The organism is Nocardiopsis sp. CNR-923 (assembly GCF_001942255.1).
GTDB lineage: Bacteria > Actinomycetota > Actinomycetes > Streptosporangiales > Streptosporangiaceae > Nocardiopsis.
The window spans coordinates 96,331-114,765 of sequence record NZ_MKKC01000098.1 but is presented as its reverse complement, the minus strand read 5'-3'; the positions used below and the strand labels follow the sequence as shown (position 1 = coordinate 114,765).

The 18,435-nt window shown below is 70.7% G+C and carries 10 protein-coding genes, 2 pseudogenes and 1 riboswitch; of the genes and pseudogenes, 7 read left to right on the top strand and 5 right to left on the bottom strand.

Annotated features, from left to right (window positions below):
* Positions 1 to 114: 114 nt before the first annotated feature.
* The 5 genes and pseudogenes from tsf to BJF83_RS17285 all read left to right on the top strand — a co-directional run bounded on the left by tsf (position 115) and on the right by BJF83_RS17285 (position 4,690).
* On the top strand, positions 115 to 951 hold the full coding sequence (tsf, locus tag BJF83_RS17305; protein ID WP_075927106.1) for a translation elongation factor Ts: 837 nt from the start codon (positions 115 to 117) through the stop codon (positions 949 to 951).
* A gap of 172 nt (positions 952 to 1,123) precedes the next feature.
* Positions 1,124 to 1,867 carry a UMP kinase gene (gene pyrH / locus BJF83_RS17300; protein ID WP_075927105.1) on the top strand — a complete coding sequence of 248 codons (744 nt, stop codon included), beginning with the start codon at positions 1,124 to 1,126 and terminating at the stop codon, positions 1,865 to 1,867.
* Between the two features lie 59 nt (positions 1,868 to 1,926).
* Complete coding sequence (frr, locus tag BJF83_RS17295; protein WP_075927104.1) at positions 1,927 to 2,484, top strand: ribosome recycling factor; 558 nt, start codon at positions 1,927 to 1,929, stop codon at positions 2,482 to 2,484.
* Between the two features lie 3 nt (positions 2,485 to 2,487).
* On the top strand, positions 2,488 to 3,417 hold the full coding sequence (locus BJF83_RS17290; protein ID WP_075927103.1) for a phosphatidate cytidylyltransferase: 930 nt from the start codon (positions 2,488 to 2,490) through the stop codon (positions 3,415 to 3,417).
* Between the two features lie 117 nt (positions 3,418 to 3,534).
* Positions 3,535 to 4,690 (top strand): annotated as a pseudogene (locus BJF83_RS17285) (pyridoxal phosphate-dependent aminotransferase).
* Between the two features lie 700 nt (positions 4,691 to 5,390).
* On the opposite strand, the gene BJF83_RS17280 reads toward BJF83_RS17285, so the two are convergent.
* The 5 genes and pseudogenes from BJF83_RS17280 to BJF83_RS17260 all read right to left on the bottom strand — a co-directional run bounded on the left by BJF83_RS17280 (position 5,391) and on the right by BJF83_RS17260 (position 14,267).
* Positions 5,391 to 5,918, bottom strand: coding sequence for a hypothetical protein (locus tag BJF83_RS17280; protein ID WP_143831945.1), 528 nt, complete (start codon positions 5,916 to 5,918; stop codon positions 5,391 to 5,393).
* Between the two features lie 195 nt (positions 5,919 to 6,113).
* Positions 6,114 to 8,257, bottom strand: a pseudogene (gene glgB, locus BJF83_RS17275) (1,4-alpha-glucan branching protein GlgB).
* Positions 8,258 to 8,738: 481 nt separating this feature from the next.
* On the bottom strand, positions 8,739 to 10,148 hold the full coding sequence (locus BJF83_RS17270) for a phosphotransferase (RefSeq protein ID WP_075927101.1): 1,410 nt from the start codon (positions 10,146 to 10,148) through the stop codon (positions 8,739 to 8,741).
* Between the two features lies 1 nt (position 10,149).
* Entirely contained in the window at positions 10,150 to 12,204 is a 2,055-nt protein-coding gene (treS, locus tag BJF83_RS17265) for a maltose alpha-D-glucosyltransferase (RefSeq protein WP_075927100.1), read from the bottom strand.
* A 95-nt stretch (positions 12,205 to 12,299) separates the two neighbouring features.
* Positions 12,300 to 14,267 carry an alpha-1,4-glucan--maltose-1-phosphate maltosyltransferase gene (locus BJF83_RS17260; protein ID WP_075927099.1) on the bottom strand — a complete coding sequence of 656 codons (1,968 nt, stop codon included), beginning with the start codon at positions 14,265 to 14,267 and terminating at the stop codon, positions 12,300 to 12,302.
* A 777-nt stretch (positions 14,268 to 15,044) separates the two neighbouring features.
* On the opposite strand from BJF83_RS17260, the gene BJF83_RS17255 reads away from it, so the two are divergent.
* Positions 15,045 to 17,315 carry a transglycosylase domain-containing protein gene (locus BJF83_RS17255; protein ID WP_075927098.1) on the top strand — a complete coding sequence of 757 codons (2,271 nt, stop codon included), beginning with the start codon at positions 15,045 to 15,047 and terminating at the stop codon, positions 17,313 to 17,315.
* A 294-nt stretch (positions 17,316 to 17,609) separates the two neighbouring features.
* Positions 17,610 to 17,718: riboswitch (TPP riboswitch) on the top strand.
* A gap of 104 nt (positions 17,719 to 17,822) precedes the next feature.
* Positions 17,823 to 18,434, top strand: a complete 612-nt coding sequence (locus BJF83_RS17250; RefSeq protein WP_075927097.1) for an ECF transporter S component — start codon at positions 17,823 to 17,825, stop codon at positions 18,432 to 18,434.
* Position 18,435 lies beyond the last annotated feature (1 nt).

Here is an 18,435-nt window from a genome sequence, read left to right as displayed (position 1 = left end):
GTCCTCACCCCGCCGCCCCACCGACCACGGGTGGGGCGGCGCACGCGGGTCCATGGGCGCCGCCCGGGACCCCAGTCCACCGAAGCTCCACTCCAAGGGAATCCGAGAAAAGTCATGGCGAACTTCACCGCCGCGGACGTCAAGAAGCTGCGCGACATGACCGGCTCCGGCATGATGGCCTGCAAGAAGGCCCTCACCGAGGCCGACGGCGACTTCGACAAGGCCGTCGAGGCCCTCCGTATCAAGGGCGCCAAGAAGCAGGCCGAGCGCGGCGAGCGCACCGCCGCCCAGGGCATGGTCGTCCTCAAGCAGGAGGGCGAGGGCAAGGCCACCCTGATCGAGCTCAACTGCGAGACGGACTTCGTCGCCAAGAACGACCAGTTCATCGCGCTGGCCAACCAGGTCGCCGACTTCGTCGCCGCGGCCGACGGCGACGACCTCGCCACCATCGCGGCCGCCGAGATCCAGCCGGGCAAAAGCCTCCAGACCTTCATCGAGGAGAAGGGCGCCGTCATCGGCGAGAAGCTGGAGCTCCGCCGCCTCGCCAAGTTCGACGGCGCCTTCGTCGCCAGCTACCTGCACAAGTCCGACCCCGACCTGCCGCCCACCATGGGCGTCCTGGTCGAGCTCGACAAGGGCGACGCCGAGGTGGGCAAGGACCTCGCCCAGCAGATCGCCGCCCTGGCCGCCCAGTACGTCGGCAAGGACGACGTCCCCGCCGAGGTGGTGGAGAAGGAGCGCCGCATCGCGGAACAGACCACCCGCGAGGAGGGCAAGCCCGAGCAGGCGATCCCCAAGATCGTCGAGGGTCGCGTCAACGGCTTCTTCAAGGAGGTCACCCTCCTCGGTCAGCCGTTCGTGAAGGACAGCAAGAAGACCGTCCAGAAGGTCGTCGACGAGGCCGGCGTGAACGTCCGGCGCTTCGTCCGCTTCAAGGTCGGCCAGGCCTAGGGGCTTTGACATGATGGAGGTGCCGGGGAGAGTGCTCCCCGGCACCTTCGGCGGATTCGGGCGGGTTCGGACGCGGCGGTTCGGCGTCCGCCCGTGGCAGGAGCTACTCGGGGGTCCCTGTGCCGCTCGGGGATGACAAGGGAGGCCAAGGGCCGTGTCGGAGGACAACGCGATGAGCACCGCAACAGCCATGCACGATTCCGGTTGGAAGCGTGTGATGCTCAAACTCTCCGGGGAGGCGTTCGCGGGCGGCGGCGGTCTGGGCATCGACCCCGAGGTCGTCCAGTACGTCGCCGAGTCCATCGCCGAGGCCGTCTCCGAGGGCATCCAGGTCGCCGTGGTCGTCGGCGGCGGCAACATGTTCCGCGGCGCACAGCTCACCGAGGGTGGGATCGAGCGTGGCCGCGCCGACTACATGGGCATGCTCGGCACCGTCATCAACTGCCTCGCGCTCCAGGACTTCCTCGAACGCCTCGGCGTGGACACCCGTGTGCAGACCGCGATCCACATGAGCCAGGTCGCCGAGGCCTACATTCCGCGCCGCGCCGTTCGCCACCTGGAGAAGGGCCGTGTGGTGATCTTCGGGGCCGGTCTGGGAGCGCCGTTCTTCTCCACCGACACCACGGCCGCCCAGCGCGCGCTGGAGATCGGAGCGCAGGCGGTCCTCAAGGGCACCCAGGTCGACGGGGTCTACGACTCCGACCCCCAGTGCAACCCGGACGCGGTCAAGTTCGACAAGCTCAACTACAACGAGGTCCTCACCCGCGGCCTCAAGGTCATGGACGCCACGGCGGTCAGCCTGTGCATGGACAACGGTCTGCCCATCGTGGTGTTCGACCTGATGAGCCAGGGGAACATCCTGCGCGCCGTGCGCGGTGAGAAGATCGGCACCATCGTCGGACCGGCCCCCGCCTGACGCGGGCGCGCCACCCCAGCAAGCCACGAACACCAGAGTCGATTCCGGGAGCGCTGACAATGATCGAAGAGACCCTCCTCGAAGCCGAGGAGAAGATGGAGAAGGCCGTCACGGTCGCCAAGGAAGACTTCTCCACGATCCGCACGGGTCGTCCGACGCCCGCGACGTTCAACAAGATCACCGTGGACTACTACGGTGCGAGGACGCCGATCAACCAGCTGGCCTCGTTCTCGGTTCCCGAACCGCGCATGGTGGTCATCTCGCCGTTCGACGTCAACTCGCGGACCGACATCATCAACGCCATCCGCAACAGCGATCTGGGCGTGAACCCCTCCGACGACGGCCAGGTCATCCGCGTGGTGTTCCCGGACCTGTCCGAGGAGCGCCGCAAGGAGTACGTGAAGGTCGCGCGGACCAAGGCCGAGGACAGCAAGGTCTCGATCCGCAACGTCCGACGTCACGCCAAGGACGCGTTCGAGAAGGCCGTGAAGGCGGGCGAACTCGGTGAGGACGAGGCGCACCGCGCCCAGGCCGAACTGGAGAAGCTGGCTCACACCTACGTCGCCAAGATCGACGAGCTGCTCAAGCACAAGGAATCGGAACTGCTTGAGGTTTAGTCGGTGACCACTCCTTCCAGCGGCTCCGGAGGCGACGACCTCTCGCCGGAGCACAGACCCGACGAGAGTTCGTCCGCCGACCAGGCCGCCGGGCAGCGTTTCGTGCTGCACAAGCCGGGAGGTGAGCCCGTGAAGACCGGTCGCAACCTCCCGGTGGCCATCGCCAGCGGGTGCGTCCTGGGCGCACTCGTGTTCTTCTCGATCTTCCCCTGGCCCCAGCTGTTCACGATCATCACCTCGCTGGCGGTGCTCATCGGCCTGCGCGAGGTCAACCGCGCCTTCGCGGGCAAGGGCATGCGTCTGGCACTGGCGCCGATGGTCGCCGGCGGCGTGGCCATGCAGGTCTGCGCGTACTTCGGCGGGACCGAATGGCTGGTCGGAGCGACCGCGCTGACCGCGATCGCGCTGCTCGTGTGGCGGCTGCGCGGCGGCTCAGAGGGGTTCGTGGCCGATGCGGCGGCGAACCTGTTCACTCTCGTCTACCTGCCGTTCCTCCTGGGCACGTGGCAGCTGCTCATCTCACACCCCGACGACGGGCAGTTCCGCCTGGTGACGTTCATCGTCGTGACGATCTCCAGCGACATCGGCGGGTACTTCGTCGGGATCCTGCTGGGTCGGCACAAGATGGCGCCCGTGATCAGCCCGAACAAGACGTGGGAGGGCTTCGGGGGCTCGGTCGTCGGCTGCGCGGTGGCCGGAGCCCTGTGCGTGGTCCTGATGCTGGACGGGCCCTGGTGGGTCGGAGTGGTGTTGGGCCTCGCGGTGGTGCTCGCGGCCACGGTGGGGGATCTCATGGAGTCGCTGTTCAAGCGCGACCTCGGCGTGAAGGACATGGGCAGTTTCATGCCCGGGCACGGCGGGCTGATGGACCGCCTGGACTCCCTGCTGATCGCGGCCCCCGTGGTGTGGGTGGTTCTCGGCTTCCTGTTGTGACGGGCGGGCACGCCCCCTTCCCGAACCGGCCGGTGACGGAGGTCTCTGGAGGGCGGTCCGCCACGCCGACCGTGGGGCGGATACGCTCGGTGCGTGGATGAACCGTTGATCGAACGCATGCGCGCCTACGGTGAGACCGTCTTCGCCGAGATGACCCGTCTGGCCGTCGAGACCGAGTCCGTCAACCTCGGCCAGGGGTTCCCCGACACCGACGGGCCCCGATCCCTGCTGGAGGCGGCCACCGGTCACATCCTCGACGGTGTGAACCAGTACCCGCCGGGCCCCGGGCGGCCCGAGCTGCGGCGGGCGGTGAGCCGCTACCGGGCGCGCCACTACGGCGTCGAGCTCGATCCGGACACCGAGGTCTACGTGACCGTCGGAGCCACGGCCGGGATCGCCGCGTCGCTGCTCGCCCTGGTGGAGCGCGGCGACGAGGTGGTCGTCTTCGAGCCGATGTACGACTCCTACGCGGCCATGATCTCCCTGGCCGGAGGCGTGCGCAGGCCGGTGACCCTGCGGCCGGACCCCGCCGGGGGAGCGTTCGCCTTCGACCCCGACGAGCTGCGTGCCGCAGTGGGACCGCGGACCCGGATGATCATCGTGAACTCGCCGCACAACCCGACGGGAACCGTGTTCACGGCCGACGAGCTGGAGACCATCGCCCAGGTGTGCCGTGAGCACGACCTCATCGCGCTCACTGACGAGGTGTATGAGTTCCTTACCTTCGACGGTCTGCCCCACGTGCCCCTGGCGACGCTCCCCGGGATGCGGGAGCGGACCCTGTCGGTGTCGTCGGTGGGCAAGACGTTCGCCGTCACCGCATGGAAGACCGGGTGGGTCATGGGACCGGAGCCACTGGTCCGCGCCGTGCGCACGGTCAACCAGTTCCTCACCTTCTCCGCCAACGGCGCCCTTCAGCTGGCCGTCGCCGACGCATCGACCACGAGGGCGCGTGGATCGAGGCACAGCGCGCAGCGCTCCAGGCCAAGCGGGACCGGCTGGCCGCCGGACTGCGCGGGGCCGGCTTCGACGTGCACCCGTGCCAGGGAACGTACTTCCTCATGGCCGACATCCGCCCGCTGGGATACGCGGACGGAGTCGACGTCGCCCGGGCACTGCCCCGCGAGGCAGGGGTGGCGGCGGTGCCGCGCGGGTCTTCTACGACCGTCAGGAGGAGGGAGCGCACCTGCTGCGGTTCGCGTTCTGCAAGCGGGACGAGGTGCTGGACGAGGCGGTGGCGCGACTGACCGGCTGGCGCGGGGGCGACGGATAGCGCCGCGCGCTGGGGAGGGGCGCCCCCTGTGTCCACGCACCCCAGGTCCGGGCGTCCGAAGTTCGGGGCGAGGTCCCCACCCACGTGGAAGCCGCGAGGGGGCGAGGGTACCGGTCGGGACCGGCGGGCTCGCGCCCCGTCAGGAGGAGGACCGGCACGCGCGCGGGAGCGGGGCGGCGGGCGCGGTGCAGGCGGCCCCGTCGTGCTGAGCCTTGGCAACGGCGCGCGCGGCGGTGCTCCGCCAGGAAGGCCAGGAGGAGCCGCGGGCAACGGAACGTCGTGCCGTCGTCGGTGTCGAGCAGGTGCGGGGACGCCAGCTGGTCGAGGTGGTCCTCGGCCTCGCGGTGGGGGATTTCGGCCAGGTGCGCCGCGTCATCGGCGCCGAAGCCGCGCGGTCCCAGCTCGGCGAGCCGATGGAGGAGCGGGCGCTACGCGTCGGTGGCCAGGGAATGGGTGGTCGCCAGGGAGGCGCGCACCGAGAGCGCGCCGAAGCTCAGTTCGCCCATCAGGCCCTCCCCGTCCACGAGCCGGGTGAGCAGCCAACGCAGTGGGGTTCGCCCCGTCCGTCGCGAGCGGCGTGTCCGGTGGGGCTCTCGCAAGGCCGAAGAAGGAGCCGGGGCGGGTCCCGTCGACTGATGGGAACACAGCGAGAGCGCCGCTGAGGCGATGCGCGGCAGGACGATTTCCCGCCGCACACGCCCTAGCTGCTCGCGGTCACCGGGCGGGAACGTGCTGCTCGGACGGCCAGTGCGGTGATCACGGCGCCCGCGAGGAGGACGAAGGTCGCGTTCTCGGCCGCGCCGATGCCGTTGCGCCACGAGTCGATGTTCCGGCGCTCCAACTCGGCGATGACCGCGAGGACCAGCACCAGCGCGACCATCGGTCTGGTCCGGGACAGGAATCCGCCGAGACCGGCGACGACCCCGCCCGCCATCGCGATCCCGAGCGTCGTCCACAGGACGACGGCTGCCATCGGCGGCGCCGGCGCCGCGCCGGTCGACGTGTGGCCGACGAGCCATCCGTGCACCTCGTGGGTGACGAAGGCGACCGCCATGAACAGCGCCCCCAGCGCGCTCGCCCCGGCTCGTGAGGCGGGCCCCCGCCGTCCGATGGCGAACGGGACCCAGAACCACATGACCAGGCTGTTGGCCAACCCCGCCGCGTACTGGGCGGTCGCGCTCCAGGGGGTGTGGTAGACCCACCCGGCGGGCGGGACTGTGTTGCTCATCCCTGACAGGACCCCCACGAGGACCCCGCACACCAGGGTGGCCGCGGGCGCGCCCGCTCGTCGGTGCACGCGCTCACCCCGTTCGACTCGTGCGCGTCCGGACGGCGGGGGGCCGGGTTCCCTTCCGGACACGTTTCCGGAGCCGGGGACGGGCGCCGTCCCCGGCGATCGATGAAGGCTCTCCTACCGCCTCCCCTACCGCTCGGGCTCGAACCAGACCGCGCCCAGCGGTGGGATCGTGATCTCGGCCGAGAACGGCTGGCCGTGCCACTCCCGTTCCTCGGCGCTCACCCGGGTCGGCACCGGGTGGCCAGAACCGCCGAACCGCTCCTCGTCGGTGTCGAGCACGAGGTTCCACCGGCCTCCGACCGGCAGCCCGGCCCGCCACTCCGTGCGCGGCACCGGTGAGAAGTTCACCGCACAGGCCAGCACCGACCCGTCCTCGCCGTGGCGCAGGTAGGACAGCGTGTTCCCCTCGCGGTCGCCGCCGTCCAGCCACCGGAAGCCCGAAGGGTCGGTGTCCAGCGACCACAGGGCCGACCGCGGCCGGTAGGCCTCGTTGAGCGTCCTGACCAGGCGGCGCACCCCCGCGTGGTGGTCGAACTGGAGCAGCCACCACGGCACCCCGGCGTCGTGCGACCACTCGTCTCCCTGGGCGATCTCCCCGCCCATGAACAGCAGCTGCTTGCCCGGGTGCGACCACATGAAGCCCAACAGCGCCCGTACGGTGGCCGTCCGTTGCCACTCGTCCCCCGGCGCCTTGTTGAGCAGCGACTGCTTGCCGTGCACCACCTCGTCGTGCGACAGCGGCAGGACGTAGTTCTCGCTGTAGGCGTAGACCATCGAGAACGTGACCTCGTCGTGGTGGTACTGGCGGTGGATCGGCTCCTTCTTGACGTATTCCAGGGTGTCGTGCATCCACCCCATGTTCCACTTGAACCCGAACCCGAGCCCTCCGTGGTCCACCGGCCGGGTCACGCCCGGGTAGGCCGTCGACTCCTCCGCGATCATCATGGCACTCGGGTTGCGCCGGTAGACGGTCGTGTTCAGCTCCTTGAGGAAGTCGATCGCCTCCAGGTTCTCCCGCCCCCCGAACGCGTTCGGTTCCCACTGACCGGAGTCGCGGGAGTAGTCCAGGTAGATCATCGACGCCACCGCGTCCACCCGCAGTCCGTCGACGTGGAACTCCTCCAGCCAGTACAGCGCGTTGGCGATGAGGAAGTTGCGTACCTCGGTGCGCCCGTAGTTGAAGATCAGCGTGCCCCAGTCCGGGTGCTCGCCCCGGCGCGGGTCCGGGTGCTCGTACAGCGCGCTTCCGTCGAAGCGCGCCAACGCCCACTCGTCCCTGGGGAAGTGCGCGGGGACCCAGTCCAGCAGGACCCCGATCCCGGCCCGGTGCAGGGAGTCCACCAGGTGGCGGAGCTCGTCCGGGGAGCCGAAGCGCGGGGTGGGCGCGTAGTAGGAGGTCACCTGGTAGCCCCACGAGCCGTCGTACGGGTACCCGGCCACCGGCAGGAGTTCCACGTGCGTGAAACCCAGGTCGGACACGTACTCGACCAGTTCGTCCGCCAGCTCCGCGTAGCCGAGGCCCGGTCGCCACGACCCCAGGTGCACCTCGTACACGCTCATCGGCGCGCGGTGCCACTGCTTGCCCTTGCGCTCGGCCATCCACGCCTGGTCGCCCCACTCGTGGGTCGAGGCGGTCACCACCGACGCGTCGCGGGCGGGCACTCGGTCCGGCGCGCCATCGGGTCGGCCTTGTCGCGCCAGTGCCCGTCGGAGCCGAGCACCTGGAACTTGTAGAGGGCGCCCTCGCCCACGTCCGGAACGAACAGCTCCCACACGCCGCTGGCCCCCAGGCTGCGCATGGGGTGGCCCTCACCGTTCCAGAAGTTGACGTCACCGACCAGGCGGACCCCGCGCGCGTCCGGGGCCCACACCGCGAACCCGGTGCCGGACACCTCGCCCATCGGGGTGTCGATCGTCCGGAGGTGGGCGCCGAGCGCGCGCCACAGCTCCTCGTGCCGGCCCTCGCGGATGAGGTGCAGGTCGAGTTCGCCCAGGGTGGGCGTGAACCGGTAGCAGTCGGCGGCGGTCACCTCGGGGCCGCCGGGCTGGTACCGGGTCACCACGCGGTAGTCCGCGGCGCTGTCCGAGCCCGCGGGGAGCGTGCCCGTGAACACACCGCGGTGCAGGTGGGCCAGGGCGACGCGAACGCCATCGGCCAGGACCAGGCCCACTTCCAATGCGCCCGGCCGCAGGACGCGGACCGCCGTGCCCCCGGCGCCGTCGGGGTGGGCGCCGAGCACCGCGTGCGGGTCGTGGTGGTGCCCGTCCACGACGCGGTCGACGGCGGCGAGGAGCGCGGACTCGGTCGACGCGCGGGCGGCCCCGCGGCGCGGACGCCCGCGCGCCGCGGTCGCCTTCGCGCTGTTCGCCGCGGCGGCGGTTCCGCGGGCCCTGGCGGTCTTCGCCGTCCTGGCCGCCCTGGGGGCGTCGGCCGCCGTCGCGGTCTTCTGGGATGTGGCGGCCTTGGTCGCGGTGGCCTTGGTGGCCTTGGTGGCCGTGGTGTTGGCCTTGGCGGTCTTCGTGGCCTTGGGAGCGTCCGGTGCCTTGGCGGCCTTGGCTCCCGTGGCTCCCTTGGCTCCCTTGGCGGCTGTGGTGTCCTTGGTCGGTGTGGTCTTTCGGGTGCGCGGACGCGGTTGCGGCGTGGTCAAGACGGCTCCGTCGTGGTCGTGGTGGTCGGTCGGATGAGTGGCGTCGCGCGGAGGCCGCCACCCCGGTCTGCGGGGCGGAGGCCGGCCGTCGCGCGCTCCCGGGTCAGCCCGGCACGGGAGGCGCCGCAGCCGCGGTGGCGCCCGAGGCGGCCGCCGCGATGGAGTCGAGCGGCACTCGCAGCCAGTTCGGCCGGTTCCGTGCCTCGTACAGGACCTCGTAGACGGCCTTGTCGAACTCGAAGGCGCGCAGGGCGGTCAGGTGCTGGTCGGGGTCGGGGCCGCCCGCGTCGGCGTACCCCGCGCAGAACGCCGCGCGGTTGTTCCTGGACCAGGAACGGGCCGCCCACTCCAGCGCGGAGTCGTCCGGGTGCCGGATCAGCAGGTAACCAGCGGCGTAGTCGAAGGAGCGGAGCATCCCCGCCACGTCCCTCAGCGGGCTGGCCAGGCACTGGCGTTCGCTGACCGACACCGTGGGCTCGCCCTCGAAGTCGAGCAGTACCCACCCGGTCGCGGTGCGGAGCACCTGGCCCAGGTGGTAGTCGCCGTGGATGCGCTGGATCGGCAGCGGCTCGCGGACCCGGGCGAACTCGGCGTAGGCGTCCATCACCTGGGGCGCGTGACGGGTCAGCTCCGGCACCTCGGCGCTGGCCATGGCCAGGCGTTCGATCATGGCCTCGGCGAGCTCGGTCGCCGCGACCGGCGTGAGCACGTCCGTGGGCAGGGCGCGGGCCAGGGACCGGTGCACCTCGGCGGTGGTCCGGCCCAGACGTTCGGCCTCGGCGGCGAACGCGGTCTCTGCGTCGGCCGCGGCTCCGCCCACCAGCGCCCGCACGCTCCGGGTGGCCAGGACCCAGCCGTCCGTGGCCTGGGGCACGTAGGCCTGGAGCATCGCCAGGGTGGTGGGCTCCCGGTACCCGGGCAGGTCGGCCTCGATCCACCCGCAGGTGCGCGCCACGTACGGGGAGCCGGTCAACGCCATGGTCAACTCCAGGTCCGGGTTGCGGCCCGGCCAGAGTCTGCGGAAGGTCTTCAGGACGTAGTCCTCGCCGAAGACCAGGGACGTGTTGGACTGCTCGCCGGTGAGGACGCGGCCGTGCGCGCCGACCCGGACCGGGGCCCCGGGCAGGGTCCGGAACCGGACCCCCGCCGTGTCCCCGGGCGCGGCCGGGGCGGAGAACCGTTCGAGCAGGACGGCGTTCAGCTCCCGGTCGTGCGAGGCGTCGTAGACGGCGCGCGGACGGCCTCCGGCCATGCGGCACACCCCGATGGTCTCTGCCGCCAGCTCGCGGGGCAGGGACCGGTGCGGCCGTGCGCCCAACAGCACCTGGTAGCGGGAGTAGCGTCCCCGCTGCTTGGCCTCGACCACGAGGACGTCCAGGCTGGGCGCGTCCGCGCGCGCGGGTCTCAGGGTGTGTCTGCTGGCCACCCGCAGGTCGTGGATGGGCACCCCCTTGCCTGAGAACCAGCGTTGTCGGGGCAGCCAGGCGGCGAGGAGTTCTTCGAGTTCCGACATGTCAGGCAGCCCCGTTTCTCTTCCCGCCACCGCCCCGGTCCGAGCGCTGGGACACCGGGTCCGCGTTCCTTGGGACGGGGGCGGCGGACCACGCGGGCGCGGGGTGTGCGCCGTCGTGGTGTGCGGTGACGCGGTGGGTCGGGCCGCTGGGCGTCGTGGCGACCGTCGCGCGGCGCCCGGAGCCGCCGGTCCGGGCACGGTCCTCGCGCAGGAGCGGGCCAGCGTCGGCGGAACGGACACGGACGCTGGCCGCGGGCAGGCCGTAGGACGGCACACCGTCGTGGTCCCGCCCGTCCGCCCCGGAGGCGGCCGCCACGGGCAGTTGGAACCAGTAGAAGCCGTGTCCGGGCAGGGTGAGCGGGTACGGCGGTTCGCCGATCTCCGGGAACCGCACTCCGCCGACGCACTCCACCGGGCTGACTCCGGCGTAGCGCGCGAGGTCCAGCTCCACCGGCTGCGGGTACCGGGAGAGGTTGTTCACGCACAGCACGCGGTCGTCCCCGTGCTCGCGGATGAACGCCAGGACGCTCGGGTTGGTGGCGTCGAGTTCGGTGAACGCCCCGGTGCCGAACACGGCGTGGCGTTTGCGGATCTGGATCATCCGGCGCGTCCAGTGCAGGAGCGAGCCGGGGTTGTCGCGCTGCGACTCCACGTTGATCGCCTGGTAGCCGTAGACCGGGTCCATGATCAGCGGCAGGTAGAGGCGGGCGGGGTCGCCCCGGGAGAATCCGGCGTTGCGATCGGACGTCCACTGCATGGGGGTGCGCACCGCGTCCCGGTCGCCGAGCCAGATGTTGTCGCCCATGCCGATCTCGTCGCCGTAGTAGAGCATCGGCGAGCCGGGCAGCGAGAGCAGCAGGGCGGTGAACAGCTCGATCTGGTCCCGGTCGTTGTCCAGCAGCGGGGCGAGCCGCCGACGGATCCCCACGTTGGCGCGCATGCGGGGTTCCTTGGCGTACTCCGCGTACATGTAGTCGCGTTCCTCGTCGGTGACCATCTCCAGGGTCAACTCGTCGTGGTTGCGGAGGAAGATCGCCCACTGGCAGGCGTTCGGGATCTTCGGGGTCTGGGCGAGGATCTCCGAGATCGGGAAGCGCTGCTCCTGGCGCACCGCCATGAACATCCGGGGCATGAGCGGGAAGTGGAAGTTCATGTGGCACTCGTCGCCGCCCGACTCGAAGTCGCCGAAGTAGTCGACGACGTCGGACGGCCACTGGTTGGCCTCGCTGAGCAGCACGCGGTCGGGGTAGAGGCGGTCGACCTCGGAGCGCACGCGTTTGAGGAACTCGTGGGTCTCCTTGAGGTTCTCGCAGTTGGTGCCCTCGCGTTCGTAGAGGTAGGGCACGGCGTCCAGGCGGAACCCGTCGATGCCCAGGTCGAGCCAGTAGCGTAGGACCTCCAGGATCGCCTCCTGGACGGCCGGGTTCTCGAAGTTGAGGTCGGGCTGGTGGGAGAAGAAACGGTGCCAGTAGTACTGGCCGCGGACCTCGTCGTAGGTCCAGTTGGACGTCTCGGTGTCGACGAAGATGATCCGGGCGTCGTCGTAGCGGTCGTCGGTGTCCGACCACACGTAGAAGTCGCCGTAGGGCCCGTCGGGATCGGTGCGGGAGGCCTGGAACCACGGGTGCTGATCACTGGTGTGGTTCATGACCAGGTCGGTGATGACGCGGATGCCGCGCCGGTGCGCCTCGTCGAGGAGCTCCACGAAGTCGGCGGTCGTGCCGAACTCCGGCAGGATCGTGAAGTAGTCCGAGATGTCGTATCCGCCGTCGCGCAACGGGGACTGGTACATCGGTAGCAGCCAGATGCAGTCGATGCCCAGCCACTGGAGGTAGTCCAGTTTCTGTACCAGTCCGGCGAGGTCGCCGGTGCCGTCGCCGTTGGAGTCGAAGAAGCCGCGGGCCAGGACCTCGTAGAAGACCGCGTGCTTGTACCAGTGCGGGTCACTGGTACCACCCGAGGACATGAGCGGGCCGGTGGCGGCCCCGGTGGCTGGGGCGAGCGGACCGTGTTCGGCGTGACCGTGGCCGTCCGGTCCGGGCTCGTCTGTGCTCATCAACTGCTCCCCACCAAGAAAGGTTCGACATCGGATCACCGGGCGTTCCGGACCGGGGGCCGGCGCGGTGGCCGACCCCCTTCCGTCCAGGGCCGCTATCTGCCGGTGGTGGTGAAGACGTGCGCGGGGGTGATCGCCGGGTCGAGCCGGACGTAGTTGTCCGCACGCCAGACGTGCGTCTGGCCGGACAGCGCGTCGGTCACCGTGAGTTCCTCCTCCCAGGTGCGGCCGATGGACGGCAGGTCCAGGTGCACCGTCGCCTCGCGTGCGTGGTGCGGGTCGAGGTTGACGACGGCGATGACGAGGTCGTCGGGGTCGCCCGGACGCTCGGCGGGCCGGTGCTTGGAGAAGCAGAGCAGTTCGGGCCGGTCGACGTGATGGAAGCGGAGGTTGCGCAGCTCGCGCAGGGCCGGATGTGCCCGGCGCAGACGGTTGAGCGCGGTGACCAGCCGGCTCAGGGTGGCGCCCGAGGCCTCGGCGGCCGCCCAGTCGCGGGGGCGGTACTGGTACTTCTCCGAGTCCCGGTACTCCTCGCTGCCGGGCGCGGCGGGCACGTTCTCGCACAGTTCGAACCCGGAGTAGATCCCCCAGGTCGGCGAGAGCAGGGACGCCAGGACGGCGCGGACGGCGAAGGCGGGCCGCCCGCCCTGCTGAAGGTAGGCGTGCAGGATGTCCGGTGTGTTGGCGAAGAGGTTCGGGCGCAGGTAGTGCGCGGTGTCCTGGCTGAGTTCGGTGAGGTAGTCCTGGATCTCCTCTTTGCCGTTGCGCCAGGTGAAGTAGGTGTAGGACTGGTGGAAGCCCACCTTGGCCAGCGTCCGGAGCATGGCCGGGCGGGTGAAGGCCTCGGACAGGAACAGGACGTCGGGGTGTTCACGGGCGACGTCGGCCAGCAGGCGCTCCCAGAAGGCGACCGGCTTGGTGTGCGGGTTGTCGACCCGGAAGATCCGTACCCCGTGGTCGATCCAGTGCCGCACCACCCGTAGGACCTCGGTGTGGATCCCCTCGGGGTCGGTGTCGAAGCACAGCGGGTAGATGTCCTGGTACTGCTTGGGTGGGTTCTCGGCGTGGGCGATGGAGCCGTCGACCCGGTGGGCGAACCACTCGGGGTGCTCGGCGACCCACGGGTGGTCGGGGGAGCACTGCAGCGCCAGGTCCAGCGCGATCTCCAGGCCGTGCCCGTCCGCTTCGGCGACGAACGCGTCGAAGTCGGCGAGGGTGCCCAGATCGGGGTGGACCGCGTCGTGGCCGCCGTCGGACGACCCGATCGCCCAGACCGACCCGGGTTCGCCGGGCGCCGCGGTCAGGGCGTTGCCCGCCCCCTTGCGGTGCGTGGTCCCCACGGGGTGGATGGGCGGAAGGTAGACGACGTCGAAGCCCATGTCGGCGATGGCGGGCAGCCGTTTGGCGGCGCTGGCGAGGGTGCCGGAGCGCTCGTGGCCGGGGGCGGTGTCGACCTGGGCGCCCTCGGACCTGGGGAAGAACTCGTACCAGGAGCCGAAGAGCGCGCGTTCGCGGTGGACGGCCACCTGTGTGCGCCGGGAGCGGGTGACCAGCCGCCGGACCGGGTGGGCCGCCATCGCCTCGACGACCTCGGGCGTCACGGCGGCGAAGCGCTCCACGGGCGCGATCGCGGTGTCGCGCAGGACCTTCGCGGCCCTGGCCAGCGCGGGGTCGCGGGGGACGCGGCGGGCCGCGCGTGCGAGGATGCGGGCGCCCTCCTCCAGTACGACGTCGGTGTCCTGGTCCAGTGGGAGCTTGATCCGGGCGGCGCGGTGCCAGGTCGTGAAGGGGTCGGTCCACGCCTCCACCGAGAACGACCACGTGCCCTCTCGGGGCAGGCTGACCTCGGCTTCGTGGCGGTCGGTGCCGGGGACCCGTTCGCGCATGGGCACGATCGCCTCGCGGCGGCCCTCGGGGGAGTGGAGGACCACTCCGGCGGCGAGGGAGTCGTGCCCCTCGCGGATGACCGTCGCGGCCACGGTGAAGCGTTCTCCGGGAACGGCTTTCACGGGACCGAGATCGTTGTCCGGACAGATGTCGAGTATGGGAAGGCGTCCGATCACTGGCTACACCGTAATTGTCGTGGTTCGGGCGTTGTGGGCAGTAGGTGGCTGGATCCCGGGTGGAAATGACGTGCTGGTAATACAACGAAAGGCAGGGTTAACGAAGACTCCGGACAAAAGTGTCCGGATTAAGGCTTCAGTGCCCTCCGCTGTCTATCGTCTGCCCTCTTGTGGGGTTTGGCGGAGTGTCGGGGCCGGATAATTAATGTGATCCTCGTCACACTGGTCGTGCGGCCTCATGCCTGGTATTTGACTGGTTTCACCTGGGCAAACCTCTCAAACAGGACAAAGCGCAACGGCAGATGCGGGGGTCTCTGTGGGTGGTTTGCGGAGTTCTCTGGAGATAAGCCGGAAAGCTCCACGGTCATGTTGAACTCCGAGTGGCTCTGGGTAGGGATGATCGAATGCGGCCCTGGTTCGTCGGGCCTCATTCCGGACATCCCCAGCGGTCCGGCGTGTCCCCCTGGGAGCGTTTGCATCGGATTCGGTTCTCGGGTCGATGGGAGGCGATCCGGGGCGGGGTTCCTCTTGACGTCGAGTCTTCTTGGGGCCGCTTCATGTTGATGATGTGGTTTTGTTGGTGTGCGCAACGGATGGTCGATCTGCACGCTTTGCCATGGATTGAGGAAGCTTTTCGAAGACACGCCGGAGATGTCGGTCCTCCCTTTGCGGTCGCCCTGGGAGGGTGGTCGGCGCGGAGCTCGTGACCAGCCGTGCGCGGTGCGAGCCAACACGGCGTGAGGGGGCGACGTGGCGGGTTCGAGGGGGAGGGGGACGGTGCGCGCGGGGAGGCCGCGCGCGCTGGCGCGGCTGCTCGGTGTGTCGGTGCTCGCCGGGGTGCTGGCGGCGGCCCTGGTCCTACCGTGGGTCGGGGCGGTCGGCGTCCTCGGCCGCGACACCGCCGCGCTCTTCATGGCGATGCCCGCCGACCTGAAGGTGCCCCACCTGTCGGAGCGGGTCGTGCTCACCGACGTGGAAGGTCGGCCGTTCGGCGAGATCGCCGAGCGCGAGCGCGAGGTGGTCTCCCTCGACGAGGTCAGCCCCTGGGTCCCCGCCGCCCTCCTCGCCGTCGAGGACGATCGGTTCCACGAGCACCACGGATTCGACCCGCGCGGTGTCCTGCGGGCGGCCGTGCTCACCGTCCTGGGCGACACGCAGGGCGGGTCCACCCTCACCCAGCAGTACGTGAAGAACCTGCTCATCGAGTCAGCCGACACCGAGGAGGAGGCGGCCCGTGCAAGTGAGCGCAGCCTGGCGCGCAAGCTGGTCGAACTCCGGTACGCCGTGGGCCTGGAGCGGCGGCTGAGCAAGGACGAGATCCTGGAGGGCTACCTCAACCTCGCCTACTTCGGCGCGGGGGCGCACGGGATCGAGATCGCGGCGCGGCGCTACTTCTCGGCGCCCGCCGCCGACCTGGACCCGGGACAGGCCGCGACGCTGGTCGGTTTGGTGCGGGCGCCCTCCTACTACGATCCGCTGACCAACCCGGAGGCTGCCCGGGAACGGCGCGACCTCGTCCTGGAGCGGATGGTGGCGGTCGGTCGGATCAGCCGGGCCGAAGCCGACGGGTACCTGGACCGGGGCCTCGGGCTGGCGCCGACACCGCGCGGAGGGAGCTGCTACCACAGCGAGTACCCGTTCTTCTGCGACTACGTCACGCGCTGGCTGCTGCGCGCGGACGTGCTCGGCGACACCGAGGAGGAGCGCCTCGCGGCGATGCGCCAGGGCGGCATCACCGTGCGGACCACACTCGATCCGCGGGTGCAGGCCGCGGCCCAGGAGGCGGTCGACCGGCACGTGCCGAGCGACGGGTCCACGAGGTTCGCCGCGGAGGCGGTGGTCGAGCCGGGGACCGGGCAGGTGCGGGCACTCGCCCAGAACCTGCGGTACGGGTTCGACGAGGCGGACCCGGGCACGACCGCCATCAACCTCGCGGTGGACCGACGCGACGGCGGCACCACCGGATACCAGGCGGGATCGACGTTCAAGACGTTCACCCTCGCCGCCGCGCTGGACGCCGGAATAGGCTATGGGACGAGTTTTCGGTCACCCGGAACCATCTCGATCAGCGGCCTGAGGAACTGCGACGGCGGTCGGATGGAACCGTGGGACGTGCGCAACGTGGGAGAGAGTTCCTCGGGGCCGCACACCATGGTCAGCGCGACGCGGGGGTCGGTGAACACCTACTTCGCGCAGCTCCAGCGGAAGGTGGGCCTGTGCGAGACGGCGACGATGGCCGAGCGCGCGGGCGTGCACCGGGCCGACGGCGAACCCCTGGGGGTGTGGAGCTCGTTCACGCTGGGGGACCAGGAGGTGTCGCCGCTGACCCTGGCCGCCGCCTACGCCACGTTCGCCGCCCGCGGTGTGCACTGCGTCCCGGTGCCGGTCACGGCCGTGGCCACGGGGGATGGCCGGGAGGACGTCGCGGTCGAGGCCGAGTGCGAGCGCAGGGTGGAGCAGCGGGTGGCCGACGGGGTGAACCACCTCCTCCAGGAGCCGTTCGACGGCGGGACCGCGAACGGGCTGGGCATCGGCCGCCCGGCGGCGGGCAAGACGGGGACGACCGACGGGGCCGCCTACGCGTGGTTCGCGGGGTACACGCCGAACCTGGCGGCGGCGGTCGCGGTCGGCGACGTGCGCGGCGGGGAGCGGCACCCGCTCCAGAACGTGACCATCGGGGGCCGGTACTACGGGATCGTTTACGGAGGGACGCTGCCGGGCCCGATCTGGCGGGACACGATGAGCGGCGCGACCGCGTCGCTCCCGGCGGAGGGGTTCGCGGGCTCACCCACGGCGTTCGGTGACCCGGACGCCGAGTCGCCCGACGGCGAGGACGACGGGGGTGGCGGTGACTCCGGGCCCGCGAGGGGACCGATTTTCCCGACGATGGCAAGGCCCCTGGGGACGCTGAGCCCTCGGGGAACATCGGAAACGCTGAGCCCCCGGAGAACTCTGGGGAGATCCAGGACAGCGGGGAAGCGGGAGACGCTGGGGGCACCCAGACGTCCGAGAGCGGTCAGAGTGGCACCGGTGACGCCAGCGACGTAGGAGCAGAGGACGCCTCGGAGGGCGCCGGTGATCTCCGTGGTGCTCGGGAACCTGAGGGCGACACGCGGAGCGGGGGATTCGCGGGCGGTCGAGCCTGGGACGGCTGTGAGGAACGGGTGGGTCTTCCGCAGCGCGGTGCGCACACGCCGCCGGACGGCGGGAAGCGCGGGATCGCCGTGGTGACCGGGCTCGCGGGCGGTCGTCGGCGATGAGGGGCGGCCCTGGCCGAGGGCGCTGGCGGAGCACGGCCGGAGGCGCGTGTCACTACCAGGCTGAACATCCCGCATAATGGTGCATAACCGACAGGGGAGCGCATGGGCGCTGAGAGTGCGGCACGGTCGCCGCAGACCCTTACACACCTGATCTGGGTCATGCCAGCGAAGGAAGTCGTAGGAACCGCCGCCGGTGGCGTGTGTCCCGCGCGCCGGCCGCCGTCCGGAGCGCGCCGCACACGGCCGGAGGCGCTCTTGGCCGCATGACCCCTCGTCACCCGACGAAGGGACAGGAATGAGCACCGACACCACCGGCACCGGCTTCTGGCGGGACGTCCTCACCCGGCTGCGCGGTTGGCGGACGGTCGACATCGTGGTCGCCGCCGTGATCGGCGTCGCCATCGGCGTCGTCTTCTGGCTGTGGAACATCGTGTGGACGGTCACCACGCCGCTGTTCGTTGGCTTCCCGCCCGGGCAGGCGGTCGTCTACGGCATGTGGCTGATCTCCGGCGTGCTGGGCGGCCTCGTCATCCGCAGACCCGGCGCCGCCCTCCTCACCTCGATCGCCGCCGCCTCCGTCTCGGCGGTGCTCGGCACCCAGTGGGGGATCATGGTGATCCTCGACGGCGCCCTCCAGGGCATCCTGCCCGAGCTGGTCTTCCTCGCCTTCGGCTACCGCCGTTGGGGCATGGGCGTGGCCGTGCTCGCCGCGGCCGTCGCCGGGATCTCCCCCGCGATCCGCGACAACATCACCTACAACGTCGCCTGGCCGCTGGAGTTCAAGCTCGCCTACGGCCTCATCGTCATCGCCAGCGCCGCCGTCATCGCCGGCGTCGGCGCCCGCCTCATCACCACGGCGCTCGCCCGGACCGGAGCGCTGGCCCCCTTCCCATCGGCCCAGGGCTGAG

Excerpts from the sequence above, each read along its gene's own strand:
- treS (WP_075927100.1), bottom strand. The coding sequence starts at position 12,204 with ATGAGCACAGACGAGCCCGGACCGGACGGCCACGGTCACGCCGAACAC.
- frr (WP_075927104.1), top strand. The coding sequence starts at position 1,927 with ATGATCGAAGAGACCCTCCTCGAAGCCGAGGAGAAGATGGAGAAGGCC.
- pyrH (WP_075927105.1), top strand. The coding sequence starts at position 1,124 with ATGAGCACCGCAACAGCCATGCACGATTCCGGTTGGAAGCGTGTGATG.
- BJF83_RS17280 (WP_143831945.1), bottom strand. The coding sequence starts at position 5,918 with ATGAGCAACACAGTCCCGCCCGCCGGGTGGGTCTACCACACCCCCTGG.
- BJF83_RS17270 (WP_075927101.1), bottom strand. The coding sequence starts at position 10,148 with ATGTCGGAACTCGAAGAACTCCTCGCCGCCTGGCTGCCCCGACAACGC.
- tsf (WP_075927106.1), top strand. The coding sequence starts at position 115 with ATGGCGAACTTCACCGCCGCGGACGTCAAGAAGCTGCGCGACATGACC.
- BJF83_RS17250 (WP_075927097.1), top strand. The coding sequence starts at position 17,823 with ATGAGCACCGACACCACCGGCACCGGCTTCTGGCGGGACGTCCTCACC.